Origin of the sequence: Bacteroides sp. AF39-16AC (assembly GCF_003602735.1) — a bacterium.
GTDB classification, from domain to species: Bacteria; Bacteroidota; Bacteroidia; order Bacteroidales; family Bacteroidaceae; genus Bacteroides; species Bacteroides uniformis.
In genome coordinates this window covers 38,939-58,409 of the sequence record NZ_QTLN01000026.1, presented here as the reverse complement: position 1 = coordinate 58,409, position 19,471 = coordinate 38,939, and the positions used below count along the sequence as shown (strand labels likewise).

Below are 19,471 nucleotides of genomic sequence, written 5' to 3'. Positions count from 1 at the left end.
GATCATTAATGTTGCCCATTTGTTTATGTCAGTTTCTTTCATATTTATTTGATAATTAGAGTTCTTATCGAATTTTGTACAACATAATTTTGGATGCTCGTTTATATTATATAGTATTACTCATATAATTATAAGAGCATGTTAGAACAAATCATTATCCGCAAGTCATTCCTTAAAAAACATTTGGCTGCACCATTATTAAAGGAGCGAGAATACTTTCTAACTATGAAAAGTAAGGAAGGATTGTCCCGGCTAACACTATTGGGGTGGGCTGGGTATTCGCTCAAGTTTATCCAATATTTCGATCTTCATGATGGCGAAAAGAGAATTGTGTCACTTGATGATGTCGTTGAAGCTGCACGTCAATGGTCTTCACCCATTCCTGATCATTATCATTCTCGGAAACGTCATGATTGCCCTTCCTCAAGAATCAAATTCATTGAGATGGCTGTTGAATTCTTACTATACGTAGGTCTTTTAGATTCTCGTTACCAAGACGACATCATCAATTATCTCGCAGAGCGCAAATGGCACAGAGTCAGACTGATTGCCGCTCCCTTTTATAAAGAGAGAATGTCTTTCTTGATGGATTGCAAATCAAAAGGTTTTAAAAGACAGACACTTCAGCTTTATGCACAGTATCAACTTCATCTAATAGAGTATCTTGATTTAAAGAACTTCCGTATTGTTACCAATGAGGAAATCTCAAATGCAGCAAAAAAATGGCAAAACCTGGAAGACAAAGGTTCTCACAAGAAGAAAGGCACCAAGTCTAATTATAGTTTCTTCATCTATTTTGCAAATATGTGGCTTAAAGAGCTACATATGCTACCAGAATCAGGATCTCCTTCAATATCAGATATACGCATAAATGAATACCTTAATCACTTGGCATACAGGAGATATTCTCATGCCTATATTAAGGGAAGGAGATATATACTCACCTACTTTTACAAGATAATAGAAAAGGAGAACCAGGAACACCCTTTAACATTGGAAGATATAGATAAATACATTGAATACTACACGATTAACAAGGTTCAACGTAACACGCTGAAAGAGTACCTGTGTTGTATTCGTGTATATCTTCGTTATGCAGTCGAAAAGGGGTGGTGTATTACCGACCTAGATAAGGCGTTAATCACTCCCAAAGTATATAGTGAAGAAAATCTCCCTTCTTTCTTGCCGTGGAATAAAGTTCAAAAACTGTTACAAACAGTCAAAGAACAAACTGGTAAATCCGCATCGCGCGACTATGCTATTTTTATGTTACTTGCTATGTACGGTTTACGTTGTAGTGAGGTGGCAAACTTGAAGATTAGCGACATCGATTGGCGTAAAGAACAAGTCTATATTAAGCGTGCGAAGAATTGTCGACCACAAGTGTTACCACTTCTACATAATGTAGGAGAAGCTATTATCGCTTACCTAAAACAGGGAAGGCCAAATGACATAGGAAGCGATAGCTTGTTCTTTTGTACACCAGCCCCGATACGTCCTATATCTTGTACAGCCATAGCTTCCGTCGTATATAGGTATTTGAAATCCAGCGAAATGGACGTTAGGCACAAAGGTCCCCATTGTTTACGCCATAGCCATGCAACTTTCTTGATAAACGAAGGACAAACCTTAAAGGATGTCGGTGATTTACTGGGTCACAAAAGTATGGAAGCGACAAGAATATATGCAAAAGTGGATCTCAATTCACTTAGAGATGTTTCAAATATTAACTGGGGGGAGCTTCTATGAGTATAAAAGAAACTGTTGAGTCATTTATCAAGTTTCGTAGGTCTATTGGTCGTAAGGATCAGAGTACAACTTACTCTTTGAGATTATTTGCTAAGTTCATTGGAGAAACAACAGAATTAACTTCAATAACGGAAAGCGATTGTAATGCCTTCCTTTACAGAAAAGGAAATGTCATCACCAGATATTGGCATTCTCAGCACTGCATTCTGAAAAAACTTTTTGAGTGGGCTTTTTCTAGAGGACTCATTCAAAACATACCTATTCCCGTTTTTCTGCCTAAAGCTCCAGAGTATTATCCCGCTTACATATATACGGATGACGAACTGAAGAGACTGTTTGATTGTGCGCTTACATATCGCAAATATAGATCATTTGTTAATGAGCCAATATGTATACGATATATCTTGATGATCACGTATATGCTTGGACTCAGAATAAGTGAGACCTTATCCTTAAAAATAAAGGATATTGATATGGATAATATGTACGTGCATATACATTGTAGTAAGTTCTACAAGTCTCGCTTGGTTACTTTCAACGAACAAATATCAAAATTGATGCAAGAGATATTACAATGGCGAAGTACTCAAATGTCCCCAATGGTAGAGGATGCATATGTTTTCATTAATCAGAAGGGGAAACCTGTTAATTTTGTATCTTTACATCAGATATTTGCGACCATTCGTAAGAATGCAGGTCTTTATTTCCCTGATAGAGGACGTCATCAGCCTAGAATACATGATCTTCGCCATACTTTTGCGGTCGACGTCCTTACTAACTGGTATAAATCAGGAAAGAACGTACAGGATTTACTGCCGAAGTTGTCTATCTATTTGGGACATCTTAACGTGTCCTTCACTTCCGTCTATCTAACAAAGACGCCAACTTTGTTGCAGGAAGCAAACAAATTGTTTTATGCTTATAAAAACACGAACAATGAAGAACAGAAGAATTACTGAAACAGAATATCTTGGCTATTGGCTAAGACCATTCCTCATAGAGTACTTAATTGTCACTCGAAACCTTAGTCGTAACACTCAGATGAGTTATCGTGATACATTCCGTATGTTGGTATCGTATGTCTCTACATTAATAAGTATTGCAATAGACAATCTCAAAATCTCGGATATTACGACTGACGTTATTACGAAATTTCTTGATTATCTGGAAATTGAGAGAAAAGTTTCCGTATCTTCAAGAAACAATCGTTTAGCTGCAATAAAGGCTTTCGCAAAGTTTCTGGCGTGGAAATCTCCTGAACATATAGATTGGTGTCACCATGTCACTCTTATCCCTTCAAAGAAAACGGAAAAACGCATGATAACCTATATGGACAAATCTGAGATCGAAGCCTTGGCTGATGCACCATTGAAAACATGCAAATATCAAGGGATAAGAAGTCGAGATCATGTCATTATCCTATTCATGTATAATACTGGCGCCCGAGTGTCTGAAGTTATTGGTGTTAAAGTGAAGGATGTTGCGATGCCTTCAAAACGTGGAATGCCAATGGTGACATTACATGGCAAGGGGCGTAAAGAGAGAATATGTCCTTTATGGGAGGATTTCTGGGATTTACTCAAACAATTTATAGACAACAAGTTGCCTGACGATTACCTTTTCCTTAACCGATACAATCAGCCTATGAGCCGATTCTGTATTTATGAAATGATAAAGAAATACTCACAAGATGTAATCTTAAATCATCCCTCTCTTGCTAATAAACGCCCATCTCCTCACGTTATACGCCATACAACCGCCACTCATCTACTTAATTCTGGAGCGGATATTGATATGGTTAGAAATTGGATGGGACATAGCTCGATTGATACAACAAACATCTACGCCGAAATTAGCATGGAAAGGAAATTAGAAGTTCTCAAAAAATGTGAGCAGTCCGTTTCCGATACACCATCACGAAAATGGTCTGAGGATAAGGAGTTAATTACATTCTTAGATAGCCTCTAATTCCTCCAAAGATAGAATTATGTTGTGCAAAATGTCAAAGAACGATTGATTATTAATTGTTTAGACTAATGCCCAACATAATTCTATGTCAGACATAAATGATTTTATGTTGAGGTCAACATAATATCATCAGTTCGGCGAAACGCTGTAATGCTTTATCACTTGCTGTATCCATGATTTATTGGTATAGATTTCTGTTCTCGTAATCAAGCAGCCATTCTCTGGCCGTTTGGTTGTTTGTCTCTTGCTGCTTGGCAGCCATCTCTTCTTGATAGGCTTGTGCAAGCTCTTCCTGTGCAAGTAGAAACTCTAAGTCACTGATTTCTCCTGCAATGTTTTTCTGTACTAATTCATCGTAATCCATAATTCCTGATTTTTTAGGTTATAAGTCATTGAAAGCCCGGTTGATGGTGCTGGCTATCGGACGGGCCATTTCCTTGCTGTTGTCGGGTTTGGGTGTGCTGGCCAGTTTGACATCTCCCAGTGTCTTTGTGCTGCCTTCCATCCCGAAAATCTTTTGTACGGCTATCAGTGTGTTGGCTTGCACACCCGTTTCACGCATCCGGGTAAGGTCTTCTTGAGTGAGCCGGTACCCTTCTTTCTGTATCTCTTGGATGACATGAAAGTTGTCGGTCTGTGCGGCATCCAACAGACGTGTGGCCTGCCTTTCATGTTCGCCCTGTTCTTCCGGCTTGGTGCCGAACAGCTGGATGACTTCATGGGTTTGCCTTTCATCCAGACCGTGTTCCTTACCGATTCCTTTGATAAACTCTTCACTGGGTTTATATCCTTCCTCTTTGAGCTTCCCGATTTTTTCAAAGTCATGTTTGCCCACCGCTTCCTTAAACTCGGCTTCCATATTGCGCCCCTCTTCGTGTTTTTGCTCTTTTGCAGCTTCTATGTTGGCCGCATGGGCTTCCAGTTTGGGGGTCATGGCCTTGATCAGCTCTTGTGCCTTGCCGGGAGTGATACTCTGTATGTTCTGTATCATGACTCCTTTCCTGTCATCCGTCAGTTGGATGTCGGCAATGAAGTAGCCTTCCGGACTGTGCAGCAGCTTGTTCTCCAGTGCATGGCCGTTGGCGAGCAGGTATTTGTCGGCTTTGGTTAACTTGTAGCCGCCATATTCGCTGGTCTGCCCGATGATGTCGGGAATCTTGATTTCCTGGTTGGTGCGCAGGATGACGGAGTTCAGATCCCGGTCAACTTGCAGCAGGATGTCCTTCTTATTTACGGTGATGGGTACGATGTCACCGGCAAGCAGCTGTTCTTTCTCTTTCTTGCCCAACTTCTTTCCCAGCACCTTGTCCGGGATAACCAACGCCTCTTTGCGGTAGAATACGGAGATTCCGTCATCGTTGAAACGGAGCTTCCCCGGTTTGCCGTGTATCTCCATCAAATCAGACATGACACCCTTTTCCAGCTTGGTGCCTTTCCCGTCGAGGATGTTCCCTTGCTTGTAGGCGTATTCATAGAGCGACTGTCCGGTGTAGCATACCTTCAGGCGATGGTCGATGACGGTAAAGCCGTCCTTGTCATGTCCCTTCAGGTTCTCCCACCGCTTGATGCTGATGCCATCCTTCTCCAGCTCGGCGACATATTTAGGATCATTGGCACGTTCCTTGTCAAAAAGGGCGGATACACGTTCTTTTGATTGGTCACGAAGGCTTTCATCGTACTTTGCTCCGGCTTTTTCCCTGATTTCGCTTACGCTCATGCTCAGCTCTTCCCCGTCTTTGCGGAACCGGAAATATCCGTCCCGGTATTCGGTCTGATAGCCCAGTGATTCGGCGATGCCGCCGAACTGTCCCACGTTGTCGAACATATAGGTGTCTAATGCTTCTCTCAGTTTCATGGCTGTGGCTTGTATAAGGGTTCTGCGGAAAGGATGTATTCGTTCAACACGGCCAGCTTGATGTGCCGCCCGCCGTTTCGCTCGTAAATCTCGATCTCGAATACCTTATCATCGGGTATCGTGAATTTGTCGAAACCAAGTATCAGCCGGTTCCGGCTCTTGCCCTTGATTTTCGTATCAAAATCTTTCTGATAGATAGGTTCGATGGTCGTTTCTTGCTGGATGGCGTTCTTGCTCTTCTTTTGGTCACGCTGGAAACATTTGACAAACTCGATGTCGTAGTCGATGTATGATTTGTTTTTCAGGTCAAAGATGAAAAACATGAAGTCCTCATGCACATACAGATTGGCCATTGACAACTCAAACTTGTTCTCGATGACCCCCAGGCTGTAGATGTTGCGCTTCTTGGTGCGCAGCTCTTGGATGCATCTTTCCATTTCCTCGCTGTTCACATCCACATGGGCGGTATATTTGCGCTGGTCATCAAAATTGTAGGTGAATACGGAGGTATTGCCCCGTTTGATGGTGATGTGGTAAGTGTTCATGGCCTTATCCACCACAAACAGGTTGGAATATGCCACGGCATCTTTGGCGGTTGATACTTTCAACTGGTTGTTGTAGGCGGCCAGAGTGAAGGACACCTCGTTGCCGGGCGTTCCGTAAGCGATGTCCTCCGGAAAGAAGAACTCGGCCAGATGGAGGTCGCTGACTTCTGCCTGATAGTCATGGTGCTGCCATTTCCCGTTGTCCTCGTAAATGTTCGGGTACGAATCCGTGCCGCCTTCGGGAAGGTAGCGGATGTGATAGGTGTAAACGCTTCCGTCGATGCAGACTACGGTCAGGTTGGTCTCTTCGGTGAATCCTTCCGCTTGCGCCGAGAGCCTGACGATATGGGGCGCCTCTTCTACCCGGCTGGCCATGACAAGCTCCTGTTCGCCGATGGCGATATCAGATACTTGCACAGGAAATACCAGGTGTTTCACACAGTCGAAAGAGATAAAGATGTCTTTTTGGCTGATGGCTTGTTTCCGGGGAGTGCCGTTTTCCTGAGCGAAGAGCGGCAGACTGCACACAAAGCAGTAAAACAGTAGATAAATATATTTCTTCATGTTGTCGATATGTTAAACGGTTCTTGAAAAAAAGGCGGTGAATACGGTAATGCCCCATAGAAGAAGCAGGGTAATGCCGAAAGAAACGGTCAGCGGACGGATTTCTTTAAAGGCTCGTCCGTTCCGGCGTGATACGTAGATCCGATAGCCGAAAAAGACCGCTGACAGCGCAAGCAGGTAATTGAGAATGTCTATCATAATTTGTCTATCAATGTTTGAAGGGGATGATTTTTCTTGTTCGTTTTCTCTTGTTCCATTTGCTCATAGAGCTTCTGTAACTCCGCTTGCACGGCTTGCCTACGCAACTTCGATTCCTGACTCTCTTCTTGGATATACATTTCGTAGTTGGACTTGAGATGTACCTTCACTTGTGAGAGGCTCATGTTCAAGATTTGCTTGGCTACCTGGGTGGTGGCGTTGACTACGCTGGTCACTTCGCTGGCCATCGTGCCGATGGAAGAGAGCGGCATGTCAATGTTCTGTACAAGACCTTGTTCCATACGCTTGGCTGCACTGGCTTTCAGGTTATTGGGCAGGTTCAAACCTTCCATGGCATCATTGTCGAAGACAACCACCGATACGGGATTGAGGTTGTCTCCTACCTTCAGGTTGCTGACTACCACATCGAGGCGGTTGGCTCCCAAAGTGGCGATACCGTAAAACAGCGTGTTGGCCGGTATCTTCATGCCGGATAGGGTTACGTCCTGAAGCAACCGCATCCGTACCGTACTGCCCGTGACTACGGTCTGGTCGCCGTGGATGCAAGCCCTGAAGAGGTTGCTGTTTCCCGGTGCGGAGGTCGGTTGGCGGCGTACCCGCTTGCCGTTTTCGGCATGGTAGATCGGGCCTTTTTGCATCAGGCTGTCGGCGGATGGATGGCCGGAAGGGTTGGCAGCGGCTTTCTCCGTTTTTCCCTCTTGGTCATAATTGACAATCCGTTCATACATGCGCTTGCGGTATTTGTCGGATTCTTCCAGTTCCTTGCGGATGCGTGAGTTCTTCTTGGCTTCCCGGATAATCTCGTTGAGCGCCTGCTCGTCCTCCAGTCCGTCCAGTTGGCTTTCCAGCTGATGAGAGAAGCGTCCGTTCCGGCCACCTCCGTATTCTGCCATGACTTCGCTGTACGGATCGTTCTGCATACGGCGGATGCGCTCCAGTGTGGCACGGTCATACCGCTCCTGCTGGTTTTGCAGCTCGAAGTAAAAATCAGATCCTTTGACCTGAGACTCTTTCAGGATGCGTGCCTTCTCCTGCTCTTCCAGTTTGTCCTGCTTATAGGCTTCCATCTTGTCGTTCACCTTGTCGGCCATTTCCGACTGTGGTTCCAAAAAGGCTTGCGAGGCGGCCTGTCTGTCACTCCCTGACGGCACGTTCCCGTCCTCACGGATGAAGAATACATAAAGGAAGAGGATGCCCAGGATTACCGGGATGGCCATCAACAGCTTGTTCTTGTCTTTGATAAGTTTATTCGGTTCCATGGTCGGTTGGTTTAGAGGTTTCTGACTGGTTTTCATTCTTGCCCGGAGAAGCTGCCTGCGATGTGTTGGTGCCGTTGCTTTCCACGGGTTCGGAATAGCGGACAATCCAATCTTCTATCTTGGCTCCGTGCGCATTTTCCTCGCTGCGGGACAGCATATCATAGATGGTGAACTCCGCTTCGATATTACGTGAGATGCTTCCCCGTGCCCGGTACCCGGTCTGCGTGAAGATTATCTTTCCGGAAACGGGTATCGTTTGTGTGTTAATCTCTACATCCTTGATGCGTACCCCGTAACGGATATTCTTTTGTATGAGTGAGTTCAGCATATTCACATCGTTGTACTCGTTCAACAGCTCCTTCCCCTTGTTGCCTATGAGGTTGAGCGCAAGCGAAATGTTCTTCTCGTAGCTGCTCTCGTCAAAGGCATACCAGTGGGTTACGAAGGTCTTTACATGGTTCATGTATTCGTATTGCCGCATATCGCTGGCAGACAGGCTGCTTGCCTCATAGACTTCTCCCTGCCTGTCGATGACGAGAGCCTGGCCGTATGCTTTTTCTATTTTGTTGATAAGGAAGATGATACTGCTGGCAAAAGCGATAGTCAGAATGATGCAGTACCCGGCTGAAAGCCGGATAGTCAGCTTGACCGCATCATCTGCTCCTTTGAATTTCATCAGATTCATAGTTCTATTTTTTATTGTTGTCGTTTATGAAACTTGCCCCGATAGAGGCGGCACCGCCTACGTTGGTCAGCTTGCCGCCTGCCGCTGCGCCTCCCATCAGGGCGATGGTGGCCGCCGTGGTGACGATTGACACGGTTTTCGAAATGATTTTCCCGGCATCGCTGTGTCCTACGATTTTGGAGGATAGCCAGAAACAGCTGCAATAAGCACCAATCAGGGCGAGATCCATTCCTAAATATTGTATCTGCTGCGTAGCTGCGTCCACCATGTCGGCACTTTCCGTATAGATGGCCTTGAAGGTCTGCCATATGATTTGGTTCAGAATATTGATGACGGTGAATACCATACAGGCGGAGCAGAGCGTACCGAACCAGATACTCAACTGTTTCTGAAAGACCGGCAACATGCTTACGGCAAAGACAAACGGGCCGAGAATGACCAGTAGCTTGACAATGACCACGCCGATACCCAAGATGACTACTTGTATGATTCCTACCAATAGGGCGGAAATGCCATGAAGCACAAGGGTGGCGAGGTTGGCGGGGTTGAGCAGCTGCACAATCTTCTCCACGCTGGAGCGTACACCGGTCATTTCGTCCTCTTCCATCTTTTTATCCAGTTCGTGCTGCATGGCGCCGGTGCTGTCTTCTCCGGCTGCTACCTCCGACTGGAGGCTGTGTTTGTCGTATTCGGCAATCATCTCTCCTTGTTCGATGGCTGATTGTGCCATGAACTGGGCAAATTCCTGCGCACGCTCGGAGGTCAGCGAGGTGGCTTCGTTGATTACTTCCATCGTGCCTACGATGGTTTGGGCGATGGGGGTGTATATGCTTAGGCAGAAGAACAGTACCAGGCAACGGGCGATTTCCATCATGTCGGGAAATTTGTCCTCATTCGGGCTTAACAGCTGGCTGGCTCCGTGATAGAGATAGTTGTATGCTAGGTTGCAGATAAAGCAGATGACACCAACACCGAAGGCGATGACCGTCATTTGCGAAACGAGTTCCATCGTCAGACCGTCCGTGATCTGAAGTCCCCAGAGAAAATTATCTTGATTCATAACGCTTTAATTGGTGTGTCGTGTGAAAGCGGCCAACCGTCCCTGGTAATAGGTCTTCCGGTTATGCCCCTTCATGGATTTGTAAATGACCGTGGAACGCACGGATTCGTTAAACTCACGCATCTCTTCGGCGGCTTTTTCCACCGATTCCTTCACCTGCTCGATAAAGGACATGCGCCCTTCCGAGTTCATCGAGAAGTAACTGGTCACGGTGGCCACCTTGAACAGCAGGTCGGTACTCAGGCTCAGATTGACGGTCACACGCTGAAAGTTGAGAAATTTCAGGCAGTGGTAATTCGATCCTACGTTCAGGTAAAAGCTGTAGTCGCTGCTCAGGCAGGCTACGTCGTCCAGCAGGTCGGCAAGCTCTTTCAATGATTTGAGTTCCTTCAACTGGTCGATCTTTTGCAGGCCGAGCCGCAGTTCCTGGGCATCGATCATTTCATTGATTTGTGTAACCCATTTCTTGACATTGGCGATCCATTCCGTTGAGTTCAGCAGGGTGTGGCCGGGATCATGCACGACGAACTGGGCATGAACACTGCCGGTTCCCATCAGCCCTATCGAGGCGGCAAGTCCGAGTATGAGAATGATTCTTTTCATGACGGTTATTTGTTGGTGATGAATAATAGGGTGAATATGACACATACCAGCCAGGCTGTCAGATAGCTCTTGGCATTTTCCTTTTTCGTGGCGAGTGCCCATACCACGAAAATGAGCGCAACGCCCAAAAGTGCGGCGGCAATGCTTCCGGCAAGATTGTATGCGCTGCCGTTGAAGTCGGTTGACCAGCCTAGAAGGGCGGTCAGCCCTTGGGTGGCGTCATCCATACTTTTTCCTCCTTTCCTCCAGATAGCGGTTGATGGCCGTATAGGTCGAGCCGCTTTCGTTGAACAACTGCTTCAGTCGTACTACTGTCGCCTGGCGCGAATCGAAGGCTACGGCGGCGAAGTCGGACACCTCATTGCGGAAGATGAAGGCATCGTTCGACATCTTGATGAAAAACTCTCTCCAGCGTTCCGTGCGCTGCAACGACTCGATCATATAGGCCTCTTCGTCCGTGATGGAAAGCACGGCTTTCACTTCCGGCAGGTTCTGCCGGTGTTCTGAATGGTCGAGGATAATCTTGGTCGCGCAGTTGATGATGATGGAGTCCTTGATACTGGACGGCATGTTTTTCAAAAACAGGATGTTCTGTGCGGCCAGCGTGATGCTTCCCTCCTTTTTACGGAAGGTTCGGTACAGGTAGGCGATGAAGTCTCCGAATTTCTCGTCTTGCAGGAAGTCGAGTGCTTCGTCGATGATTAGCTCTTTGGCAAACCCCTGGCGTTTCTTGATTTTATCCACGATCATTTGCAGGGTGATGATGGCAACGAGTGGAAAGTACTCTTTCTTAGAGGCATCTTCCATATCGAAGGCTATCAGCCGGTCATGCACGATATCCACGTTCTCGGTAGCGTTCAGCAGGAATGACAGCTCTCCGTCCGTATAGGGTTCCAGTAAAAGCAACAGCTCCTCTATCTCGAATTTCTGTTTCTCAAACTCGGTCATCCGTTTGCTGAACACTTCCTTCAGATAAGCCCGGTAAGTTATCAGCGTCGGGAAGATACGCTCATGCTTCTCTCCTATTGAAGAATTGTTCACATAGTCGTAAAATCCGATGACGGATTTCCTGAGAATGGCGTTTTCGGCAGGCAGCATGGGTTCACGTACCTTCCAAATGTAGCTGATAATGGCGACGATGGTCTTTATCTGGTCATCGGCAGACTCGGCATCCGTGGTGTCGATGTACAGGTATTTGCCGTTCTTGTCACGGTCACACAAGAAGGGGTTGAACGCAAATTTCTTCTGCTCGGTAGAGTCGAAGTATTTGCCCCGGTTCAAGGCTATCATCGAGCGGTAAGAGCCGCCGATGTCAATGATCATCACATCCCGGCCCAGCTCATAGCTTTGCAGGATGTAATTGTTCAGCCAGAAAGATTTACCGGAACCGGACGGGCCGATAACGATGCGGTTCTTGTTGTTCAGCGCCGGATAATCCCAGAGGTTTATCTTGGCGGGAGTACCGAAACGGTCATGGTAGATATGCCCTTTCTCGTCCGAAAGGTACATCCCCTCTTTTTGCAGATAGCAGATGGCCTGCTTGGTCGTGTTGACGAAGCCCCGGTAATTGGCCCTGGCATTGCCGGGTATGTTGCAGAAGAACAGGTTGCACAGCTCGGCGTTCTCCACATAGCACGAACTTTGGTTCATAAAGCTGAAGCCTTGCTGTACCAGTGCGGTTTTCCGCATGAGCGAGGTGCGGTCTGTATCGTTCAGCACGACATTGAAGGCGGTATAGGCGGTCTGGTAGTCGAACTGGGTAATCTCATCGCAGAAGGCTGCCTGCTCGCGTTGCTTCTCTGCCGCCGGAGGGTAGAAGTTGGTGATGTAGTTCAGCGCGTCTTTCTCCGCACCGATGGCCGTTACGGTGGCATCTGGATCGGTTATCTCTATCACGATGTTTACGATGTGGTTGAACGGCAGGCCAAGTCCTACGGGGTACAGCATCGAGCATTTGCTCCGTATGCTGTCCGGTATCTCTATGTTTCCCCCGTATGCCTTCGACTTGCCGGTGTGCGGCACGGCCAGTTCCTGAAGATGCTCGCCTTCGTTGGTCAGCGAAAGGATGGAAACGTGCTGCTGCCCTATTTTCATGCTTCCGCTTTCACTGACAGCCATAGGGTTGACGCTCTTCTGCGTGGCATCGTTTTCCGGTGTCTCGTAAGAGAGGTTGACGTAGTCGTAGATGGCGTTGTTCAGTTCCGTATCATCCATCTTGCGTATCTCAAACTGCTGGATGGACGACAAACCGTTCTCAAAGTTCATCAGAAAGGCTTCCATTTCTGTCAGCCGTTGCTGATATTCCTTATAAGGTTGCTTGAACGGGTAGTGCAGCTTTCGCATCAGCGAGGTGCCCGATGCGCTTTTGCGTATCTTACCGTTTCGGCTGCCGTTCGTGAACGTCACATACAGGTTGGTGTAACTGTTCAGTATCTCCTTGCCGTTGAAATGACGGTTGTTCTCCGCTATCAGGGCATTGGAAGAGTATTCTGCATGATGGTATCGCCCCGTATAGTAGAAATTCTGCTGATGGATGACCGTGCCTGCCGGAAGCAGCTTCAAAAGAGCCTCCAACCGCTCATGGATGTATTGCGCCTCGCTTTCCGACAAGGTGAACACTTCGGGCAGAAGCAGCCGGTAGCCGACGGTGATGTCACCGTTCCCGTTGATGACGGCGTTCTCCGTGATGGTCTGGATAGGCAAGACACTTTCCAGATCCACGGATTTGTCCTTCACCTCTATCTCTGTCTGCCGGATATACAGCAGAGCAATCAGCAGGCACAGCGCACAGATTAGCAGGGATATGAGTATGATGATTCCTATCATGGTTGCTGTTTTAGGATGAATTTGAAAATCTGCCGTTTGTCCGTTATCTGCCGGGGGGTGGCGTTCTTGATCCGGAGGCCGGTCAGGTAGTCCGGGTTACCGGCCTTGTGTTCCTTTTTCAAGGTTTGGAACAGCAGACCGGATAGAAACAGAATGGCGGAAATGATTCCGATGATGAGTATCGGGTGCAGCTGCTTGAATATGCTCACGATGATGATGATGGCCGTCAGCAGCATGAAGATGGCGAACTGTCCCGATGACAGACCGAAGAACTTGATCGGCTTGTTGATTTTACGCATGGTTCTCATGGCTCTTCGTTTTTAGATAATCAGGAAGGCTACCATGATGACTACCACGGCGATGATCCAGCCGAGCAGGTATTCCTTGGCATGGGGATTGTTCGTGGCAAGCGAATAGATGACAAAGACCAGAGCGATGCCGAGTACCGCCGCCAAAATGTATTTGGCTACGTCCAGAATGGTGTCCGCACCCTCTTTGGCTTTGTCTGTCACTTCGGATAGGCTGTTAATCTTCAGGCCGCTTTGTGCCTCCGCCACTTGTGCCGTTCCCAACAGCGTGAAGAATATGAGAAAGGTGAAGATAACCTTTCCATAGCGGTTAATGACTTGGTTCGCTTTTTCTCTTACATTTTCGATTGCTTTCATTTTGTTCCTATTTTTTAATTAAACATGAATCGTTTTCAGTCTCTCCCATTGCACATCCTTATACTTGATGGATATGGGCTCTTCTTTCGGCTGTTCCGGCAGTGGTTTGCCTGAGTAGTAGTAGGCTCTTCCATGCAGGTACATATCGGCTATCTCGGCAGCCAATTCCTCTTCTTCCAGCTCAGGCTGAAATACCACGCAGATGACCGGACAGGCTCTCTCCTGCCCTTCCTTGCGCACCGCCTCCCTTATCGGCTTCTCTTTCTCCTTTCCGGAAGAAAGTGCTTTCTTCTTTTTCCGAAAGTAAAAGTGAAGCGTGACACAGGCGAGTATGGCAACCAGTATCAAATCCACTACGTTCATAAGAGTTGCCAGATAATGAGCCAAGTGACCAATGCCGTGATATAGGTGATGATGGCCTCTTTGGTGCGCTCGTGGTTGCTTATCAGCTTTTTAAGTACCGCTAGTCCGGCACATAGAAAGCCTACCCCTATCAGCATGGCGCCTATTTCACGGTATAAGGAGATCAGGCCGGATACATTTGTATCGGCTAACAATATGATAATAAGCATGGTGATATGATTTGTCGGTTAGTAGAGCAGTATCTTTATTCCTACGTTCCAGACAGTGTTCCACTTGTCAATGGATAGGGGATTCCAATGTTGTTGTATGCGGGCAAGCAATGCCGTTCGGGGCAGGATGAATACTTCCAGTTCCGTTTCCAGTTTCGGGCCGATGATGAAGTTGTATTCCTTATCGGGGTGGCGGACGTATTCTGTACCGATGAATCCTCCCAGGCCGATGCCCCAGTAAACGGATTTCAGGTTGCAGGCCAGGGTTCTGTAATAACCGCCGTCCACAAAAAAGTCCTTACCCTTGTCATGTATCGTTTCGGGAATCGTTTCTTCCGGGTTCAAGGTAGAGACTTGCGGTAGGTTGGCTGTATATTCGTAAGGTTTCTCAAAATAGCTAAACCCGGCTTTCCAATAGCTTGTCCGGTTGATGTATCTGGAAAAGGACAGGTTGTAATAGTTGCCTGCATTGCCGAACAGGTTAGTGCCGTAGTTCAATTCAAGTGCCGGGATGTTCTCATAATGGCGTTGCGCAAAAGCGCTTACGGTGCATAACAGCAGGCTAAGGCTGATAGCAGTCAGTCTGATGTGTTCCATGGGAATTACTCTTTAGGTTATTAATGTTATATATTTTTCTATTTGTCTCATACGGTGTTTCCAATTTACGCGGATTCCTGTCGGCAGAACCGAATCAAGGTGCTTATCGCGTTGTTTTCGCTCCAAACATATAGATTATATACGGGAGGACAAATTTTATGAAGGGCTTTTAAAGGGCCTTTCGTGTTTATTTAATGTGCATTAAAAAATACATGTGCCGTAAACCGGCAGGTGTGGAATAATTCTACAGAAAAAAGCCGGATAGGATTAGTTGTGTAAAACTGTCCTGCCCGGCTTATAGGGTTTGGTTTATATGCGCTTTCGGATGTTGCTCAATGCTTGTGGCGTGATGCCGATATAACTTGCTATGTCTTTTAAGGGTATTGAACGTAACAGCCATTTTTCATTGGCCAAAAGCGCTTTGTAACGCGCTTCGGCATCCAGTGTGTAAAACTCCTCTTCCCTTATTATTTTGCGGTTGATGGATCTTACCAAATGTATTCTGGCCAGCTTGTTGAAATTGATGGATAACTCATATAGCTGATGAAGATCTTTTTTGGGCAATCTCCAGATCTTGCATGGCTCCAATGCCTTGATATTGTAGTGGGCATGGTGTTCTTCATGTGAAAGGAAAAAATTGATGAACTCTTTGGCTTGGATAAACCGTGCTGAAATCTCTCTATTCTCTTTGTCCGGAAACCATAACCGGACGATGCCGGATTCCAGATAATAGAGGTAGCATACTTCCTCGCCCCTGGTGACGAGGTGTTCTCCCTTTTTGATATGGATAAGCTCGAAATGAGCATCAAGATACGCCTTTTCTTCGTCTGTCATCCGCACGTGAAGATGGGCGCCCATTACCATGAGCGTCTCATCTATCAGGGTGGCAATTGTTTGAACCATTGAATTTGTTTTATGTTTATATAAGGGTACGGAAACGTACCCTCTAACATGGACGTGGCGTTCCAACAACAAAGGCACGCCCCGTACCAGTTTCATACTGGTACAGGCATGCGCCTGTTGTTGTTAATTCCTTAACGATAGATGCCACTCTTTTGTTAGACAGACGGACGTATGTAAAAAGCGGGCTGCCAATTTTCTGACAATCCGCTGCAAAGATACTATTTTATGGTTTTTGTTCCAACTTTTAGGGATTTAAGTTGACGGCAAGGTCTTCTGGACGAATGCCTACTACCTTTATATAGATATCCCGGTAGATGTTCTCCTTAATCTCCTTGTCCTCTTCAGAATAAAGCCATGCGGTAAATTCATGATAATATTCGCCGGTTCCCAATTTAAAGAAATCCTTATATTGATAATGTCTGCTCACGGGAATGCCTTTCTTGTTTAACAAGAAGCATGATTTAAGCGCATCGTGATATTGCGAGGTCAGTATCGCCTTTATCTTTTCGTCGAAATATTCCAATGTTTCCTGGTCAAAGAAAAACTGTACGGTGTAGGGCCACTTCTCCCCTTTTCCTTTGATGTACTGGTATTGGAATTTGGTTCTCTCCAGCTTTTTGTTGATACCGTTTAAGATGCTGGTCACCTTCTTCTTCCGGTCATGGTTGTCCTTTACCGTTACATCAAATTCCTTGGCAAGTTGGTCAACCGTAACGGTGAAATAAGGTGCTTGTCCTTGGTCAATCTTATACTTGATCAGGTAAATCATTTTCGCCAGGTTCAGATAAAACTTGCGGTAGCCTTTGCGGTTGGGCAGGTTACGGTAGTCTTTCAGTTCCAGCAGATTGTATTCGGTAAGCAAAGTATTCATCAGATCTTTGCTCAGATGCACGTTGTAATTCCGCTTGGTGCGCTTTTTCGTGCCGAAGTTATCCTTTATCTCAAAGCGGTCCAGTATTTGAATGAACTTATATTGCGTCTTGCCGTTCATGGCGTATGCTACACTGAGGTTGGATGTCCCTAAACGGTATAACGCCGCTTCAAAGGTGTTCTCTATCGGATGCTCTATCTTTTGGCCGTTCTGTTCGGTGATATATACCGGACGTTGGTTGCTGAACAGGAAATCAAGCTGCTTCTCGGTCAGTTTTCGTTGCAACTTGGTTCGTTCATACCCCATGACCTCACAAAAATCGTTGATGGAGAACCAGCAGTCGCCGAACAGATCTTTCATTTGTGAAGATGCCACGTAAATGATAATGTCAGACATGACAGTGCCGCCTGCATCAAATAGAACTTCCAATACTTTCGTGTTGGAAGACTCGCTGAGAGTCCTGGGGACTCTGCTCAACTCTTTTTGTGTATTACTTTCCTTCATAGGCGGACACTTGTTGTTTACTGATGCAAAGATACGTTTTTTTACGGAGATAGTGAATCTAACTCCCTATAAATGAAGATTCCAAAGCATTTTTTTCGTGCTGTTTCTTGATTTAGTTGTGTAAAAGTGTCCCGACTACGGCTGTTTCCGATCCCCCAGTTGTGTAAAAGTGTCCCGAATGGCCGGTTTAGTTGTGCAGAAGTGTCCCGGATTCCTGATTTAGTTGTGTAAAAGTGTCCCGAATGCAGATTCTAGTTGTGTAAAAGTATCCCGACTTTCCTGTTCAGTTGTGCAGAAGTGTCCCGAATAGTCGGTTAGTTGTGCAGAAGTGTCCCGGTTACGAGAAGATGCCAGTAAGTGCTAACTTGCAATAATATAGTTGATTATACGGAAAACCTCCCTTATTAGTTGTGTAAAAGTGTCCCACAAATACTTAAATCCCTAAAAACCTAAATAAAACGAAGAAATGATTTTGTTACCGTATTCTTACTTTCGGAAAAAATTTTGAGGTGGAAACAAGTAGAGGTTTGAATTCTTTAACATATTGTCCGGGATAATAGGCAAAGGGATTTTTCCACAGTTGTGTAAAAGTGTCCCGGTTCAATGCCGACCTTCACTAAAACGGTGTGCAAAAATAACGCCTGCCCGACGGATGCAGTCGAACAGGCGTATATATTTTTCCGAAAGTAGAATCAGATGCTCATATACTTCTTCAGTATCGCTTGAATCTCCTTGTTATGGCTGGTCAATATGTCTTCAAGAATGTTGTTTGCGATGTTGTGCATTCCTAATCCAGTGGCCATAGCAATCTGCTTCAGCTTTCTGTGGGTTTCGCTGGATATCCGGATTACTTCGGTGTTCTTTAATTTTCGCTCTTCCAGATATTCCGAGAATTTTTTTCCGCAGACTTTGCTTTCTTCTGTTTTTGGAGAAGACTGCACGGAAGGTTTGGATTCCGGCTTTTCCATTTGTTCCGGCTGAGGTTCTTGGACGGTTTCTTTGACTGGAGCCGATTCTTTCACCTCTTCATGGATGGGGTGCTCAATCGCAGGTTGGGGGATAGTGCTTTCCGCAACACTTCCGATCTGCTGGATTTCCTGCTCTTTCTTACTGGCGCTTTGCAGCAAGAGTTTTCTCATGGCGGCTGATGATGTCCTTTCTTTGTTGGTTGCCATAGCTTTATTCTCCTATATGGTTACAGATTAATTCCAATACCTCTTCACAGAAAGCATCACAGGGATGATGGTACGCTTTACTCAGCGTACTTAAATTGCGTTGATAGTCAACCCTTGAATCCTTGATGTAGTTTTGCATCAACTCGAAAGGCAAGGTTTTTTTATTTTTCAAAATTTCTTTGAACTCCAGCACATTCGGAAGAACACGGTTCATAACACCACGCACGGTAGTCTTTTTACCAATCTTTCGACGGCTTTCGATAATCCCTTCATAGATGTTATAGTAAAAGGTCAATGTAGGTCTTAAATCGGTCTGGTTCGGTTCGAAGGGAATGATGATCACGTCAACGAAGTGCAGCGTTTCAACTACACCGTTTTGTTTCAGGTTACCCGGAAAATCGACAAGTATAATGTCGTAATTGTCCTGAAGGAAATCCAGTTGGTTGATGAACTCTGAGGAAGAGATATTGATAACCTCATATTCTTCTTCCTTTTTCATGATTCCGTCCTCGGCTTCGTCCTCACGTAATTTTCCGATAGTGTTCTGCATGTCGTCGATATCCACCACGGCAATGGATAAGCCCCCCTCTTCGTTTGACTGCGAATGAATATAACCTGCAAACAAAGCTGTCAGCGTAGACTTCCCTACCCCGCCCTTGGGATTCTCAAAAGCTACGACTACTCCTGGTAATATTTGTCCCATAATGTACGTTTTTAAGTATGTGCGCAAATATATAAATAATAAATTAAATAATTGCATACTTTTATAATTAATTTATTATACACTTTTTTACTTAATTGTATAAGTAATTACATATATAAATATAAATATAAATATGTACATACTTAAT

22 protein-coding genes are annotated in these 19,471 nt (G+C 45.7%); 3 read left to right on the top strand and 19 right to left on the bottom strand.

Features of this window, described 5'->3' with window-relative positions:
• Positions 1-138 precede the first annotated feature (138 nt).
• The 3 genes from DW039_RS17565 to DW039_RS17555 are packed head-to-tail and all read left to right on the top strand — an operon-like array spanning position 139 to position 3,717.
• Positions 139-1,749 (top strand): site-specific integrase, encoded by a 1,611-nt coding sequence (locus tag DW039_RS17565; RefSeq protein ID WP_007750048.1) that lies wholly within the window; start codon positions 139-141, stop codon positions 1,747-1,749.
• Positions 1,746-2,708, top strand: coding sequence for a tyrosine-type recombinase/integrase (locus DW039_RS17560; RefSeq protein WP_117921377.1), 963 nt, complete (start codon positions 1,746-1,748; stop codon positions 2,706-2,708). Before DW039_RS17565 ends, DW039_RS17560 begins: the two co-directional genes overlap by 4 nt.
• Positions 2,686-3,717 (top strand): tyrosine-type recombinase/integrase, encoded by a 1,032-nt coding sequence (locus DW039_RS17555; RefSeq protein WP_007750053.1) that lies wholly within the window; start codon positions 2,686-2,688, stop codon positions 3,715-3,717. Before DW039_RS17560 ends, DW039_RS17555 begins: the two co-directional genes overlap by 23 nt.
• 178 nt (positions 3,718-3,895) lie before the next feature.
• Here the strand turns inward: DW039_RS17555 and DW039_RS17550 are convergent, their stop codons facing one another.
• From DW039_RS17550 to DW039_RS17460, 19 genes are all read right to left on the bottom strand, one after another.
• The gene (locus tag DW039_RS17550) at positions 3,896-4,081 is read right to left on the bottom strand and encodes a hypothetical protein (RefSeq protein WP_005868897.1); all 186 of its coding nucleotides are present in this window, start codon (positions 4,079-4,081) and stop codon (positions 3,896-3,898) included.
• Between the two features lie 18 nt (positions 4,082-4,099).
• Positions 4,100-5,572, bottom strand: a complete 1,473-nt coding sequence (locus tag DW039_RS17545; RefSeq protein ID WP_049703626.1) for a DUF3945 domain-containing protein — start codon at positions 5,570-5,572, stop codon at positions 4,100-4,102.
• Complete coding sequence (locus tag DW039_RS17540) at positions 5,569-6,681, bottom strand: DUF4138 domain-containing protein (RefSeq protein ID WP_005868893.1); 1,113 nt, start codon at positions 6,679-6,681, stop codon at positions 5,569-5,571. Before DW039_RS17540 ends, DW039_RS17545 begins: the two co-directional genes overlap by 4 nt.
• Positions 6,682-6,693: 12 nt before the next feature.
• On the bottom strand, positions 6,694-6,879 hold the full coding sequence (locus DW039_RS17535; RefSeq protein ID WP_007564699.1) for a hypothetical protein: 186 nt from the start codon (positions 6,877-6,879) through the stop codon (positions 6,694-6,696).
• Positions 6,876-8,159 (bottom strand): conjugative transposon protein TraM, encoded by a 1,284-nt coding sequence (gene traM / locus DW039_RS17530; RefSeq protein ID WP_005868892.1) that lies wholly within the window; start codon positions 8,157-8,159, stop codon positions 6,876-6,878. The genes DW039_RS17535 and traM overlap by 4 nt, the downstream gene beginning before the upstream one ends.
• The gene (locus DW039_RS17525; protein ID WP_005868891.1) at positions 8,146-8,844 is read right to left on the bottom strand and encodes a hypothetical protein; all 699 of its coding nucleotides are present in this window, start codon (positions 8,842-8,844) and stop codon (positions 8,146-8,148) included. Before DW039_RS17525 ends, traM begins: the two co-directional genes overlap by 14 nt.
• A 4-nt stretch (positions 8,845-8,848) precedes the next feature.
• Positions 8,849-9,904, bottom strand: a complete 1,056-nt coding sequence (locus tag DW039_RS17520) for a hypothetical protein (RefSeq protein ID WP_005868890.1) — start codon at positions 9,902-9,904, stop codon at positions 8,849-8,851.
• A gap of 6 nt (positions 9,905-9,910) precedes the next feature.
• On the bottom strand, positions 9,911-10,507 hold the full coding sequence (locus DW039_RS17515; RefSeq protein WP_005868889.1) for a hypothetical protein: 597 nt from the start codon (positions 10,505-10,507) through the stop codon (positions 9,911-9,913).
• A 5-nt stretch (positions 10,508-10,512) separates the two neighbouring features.
• On the bottom strand, positions 10,513-10,734 hold the full coding sequence (locus DW039_RS17510) for a hypothetical protein (RefSeq protein WP_005868888.1): 222 nt from the start codon (positions 10,732-10,734) through the stop codon (positions 10,513-10,515).
• Positions 10,727-13,333: a TraG family conjugative transposon ATPase gene (locus DW039_RS17505; RefSeq protein ID WP_005868887.1), complete on the bottom strand. Its 2,607-nt coding sequence runs from the start codon at positions 13,331-13,333 to the stop codon at positions 10,727-10,729. Before DW039_RS17505 ends, DW039_RS17510 begins: the two co-directional genes overlap by 8 nt.
• On the bottom strand, positions 13,330-13,641 hold the full coding sequence (locus DW039_RS17500) for a hypothetical protein (RefSeq protein WP_005868885.1): 312 nt from the start codon (positions 13,639-13,641) through the stop codon (positions 13,330-13,332). Before DW039_RS17500 ends, DW039_RS17505 begins: the two co-directional genes overlap by 4 nt.
• Positions 13,642-13,653: 12 nt before the next feature.
• A complete protein-coding gene (locus tag DW039_RS17495; RefSeq protein WP_005868883.1) occupies positions 13,654-13,998 on the bottom strand; it encodes a hypothetical protein in 345 nt (114 codons plus the stop codon).
• A gap of 18 nt (positions 13,999-14,016) precedes the next feature.
• Positions 14,017-14,361: a hypothetical protein gene (locus DW039_RS17490; protein WP_005868881.1), complete on the bottom strand. Its 345-nt coding sequence runs from the start codon at positions 14,359-14,361 to the stop codon at positions 14,017-14,019.
• Positions 14,358-14,570, bottom strand: a complete 213-nt coding sequence (locus tag DW039_RS17485) for a hypothetical protein (RefSeq protein ID WP_005868879.1) — start codon at positions 14,568-14,570, stop codon at positions 14,358-14,360. Before DW039_RS17485 ends, DW039_RS17490 begins: the two co-directional genes overlap by 4 nt.
• Before the next feature lie 18 nt (positions 14,571-14,588).
• Positions 14,589-15,167: a conjugal transfer protein TraO gene (locus DW039_RS17480; protein ID WP_005868877.1), complete on the bottom strand. Its 579-nt coding sequence runs from the start codon at positions 15,165-15,167 to the stop codon at positions 14,589-14,591.
• 309 nt (positions 15,168-15,476) lie between these two features.
• A complete protein-coding gene (locus DW039_RS17475; RefSeq protein ID WP_005868875.1) occupies positions 15,477-16,070 on the bottom strand; it encodes a Crp/Fnr family transcriptional regulator in 594 nt (197 codons plus the stop codon).
• Positions 16,071-16,314: 244 nt separating this feature from the next.
• Positions 16,315-17,445, bottom strand: coding sequence for a hypothetical protein (locus DW039_RS17470; RefSeq protein WP_005868874.1), 1,131 nt, complete (start codon positions 17,443-17,445; stop codon positions 16,315-16,317).
• A gap of 692 nt (positions 17,446-18,137) precedes the next feature.
• Positions 18,138-18,620, bottom strand: a complete 483-nt coding sequence (locus tag DW039_RS17465; RefSeq protein ID WP_005868873.1) for a DUF3408 domain-containing protein — start codon at positions 18,618-18,620, stop codon at positions 18,138-18,140.
• A 4-nt stretch (positions 18,621-18,624) separates the two neighbouring features.
• On the bottom strand, positions 18,625-19,323 hold the full coding sequence (locus DW039_RS17460) for a ParA family protein (protein WP_005868872.1): 699 nt from the start codon (positions 19,321-19,323) through the stop codon (positions 18,625-18,627).
• Between the last annotated feature and the right edge of the window lie 148 nt (positions 19,324-19,471).

Coding starts and splice junctions, on each gene's coding strand:
- DW039_RS17495 (WP_005868883.1), bottom strand. CDS start 13,998: ATGAAAGCAATCGAAAATGTAAGAGAAAAAGCGAACCAAGTCATTAAC.
- DW039_RS17480 (WP_005868877.1), bottom strand. CDS start 15,167: ATGGAACACATCAGACTGACTGCTATCAGCCTTAGCCTGCTGTTATGC.
- DW039_RS17505 (WP_005868887.1), bottom strand. CDS start 13,333: ATGATAGGAATCATCATACTCATATCCCTGCTAATCTGTGCGCTGTGC.
- DW039_RS17470 (WP_005868874.1), bottom strand. CDS start 17,445: ATGAAGGAAAGTAATACACAAAAAGAGTTGAGCAGAGTCCCCAGGACT.
- DW039_RS17515 (WP_005868889.1), bottom strand. CDS start 10,507: ATGAAAAGAATCATTCTCATACTCGGACTTGCCGCCTCGATAGGGCTG.
- DW039_RS17525 (WP_005868891.1), bottom strand. CDS start 8,844: ATGAATCTGATGAAATTCAAAGGAGCAGATGATGCGGTCAAGCTGACT.
- DW039_RS17465 (WP_005868873.1), bottom strand. CDS start 18,620: ATGGCAACCAACAAAGAAAGGACATCATCAGCCGCCATGAGAAAACTC.
- DW039_RS17565 (WP_007750048.1), top strand. CDS start 139: ATGTTAGAACAAATCATTATCCGCAAGTCATTCCTTAAAAAACATTTG.
- DW039_RS17535 (WP_007564699.1), bottom strand. CDS start 6,879: ATGATAGACATTCTCAATTACCTGCTTGCGCTGTCAGCGGTCTTTTTC.
- DW039_RS17510 (WP_005868888.1), bottom strand. CDS start 10,734: ATGGATGACGCCACCCAAGGGCTGACCGCCCTTCTAGGCTGGTCAACC.
- traM (WP_005868892.1), bottom strand. CDS start 8,159: ATGGAACCGAATAAACTTATCAAAGACAAGAACAAGCTGTTGATGGCC.
- DW039_RS17550 (WP_005868897.1), bottom strand. CDS start 4,081: ATGGATTACGATGAATTAGTACAGAAAAACATTGCAGGAGAAATCAGT.
- DW039_RS17460 (WP_005868872.1), bottom strand. CDS start 19,323: ATGGGACAAATATTACCAGGAGTAGTCGTAGCTTTTGAGAATCCCAAG.
- DW039_RS17500 (WP_005868885.1), bottom strand. CDS start 13,641: ATGAGAACCATGCGTAAAATCAACAAGCCGATCAAGTTCTTCGGTCTG.
- DW039_RS17490 (WP_005868881.1), bottom strand. CDS start 14,361: ATGAACGTAGTGGATTTGATACTGGTTGCCATACTCGCCTGTGTCACG.
- DW039_RS17560 (WP_117921377.1), top strand. CDS start 1,746: ATGAGTATAAAAGAAACTGTTGAGTCATTTATCAAGTTTCGTAGGTCT.
- DW039_RS17520 (WP_005868890.1), bottom strand. CDS start 9,904: ATGAATCAAGATAATTTTCTCTGGGGACTTCAGATCACGGACGGTCTG.
- DW039_RS17485 (WP_005868879.1), bottom strand. CDS start 14,570: ATGCTTATTATCATATTGTTAGCCGATACAAATGTATCCGGCCTGATC.
- DW039_RS17475 (WP_005868875.1), bottom strand. CDS start 16,070: ATGGTTCAAACAATTGCCACCCTGATAGATGAGACGCTCATGGTAATG.
- DW039_RS17545 (WP_049703626.1), bottom strand. CDS start 5,572: ATGAAACTGAGAGAAGCATTAGACACCTATATGTTCGACAACGTGGGA.
- DW039_RS17540 (WP_005868893.1), bottom strand. CDS start 6,681: ATGAAGAAATATATTTATCTACTGTTTTACTGCTTTGTGTGCAGTCTG.
- DW039_RS17555 (WP_007750053.1), top strand. CDS start 2,686: ATGAAGAACAGAAGAATTACTGAAACAGAATATCTTGGCTATTGGCTA.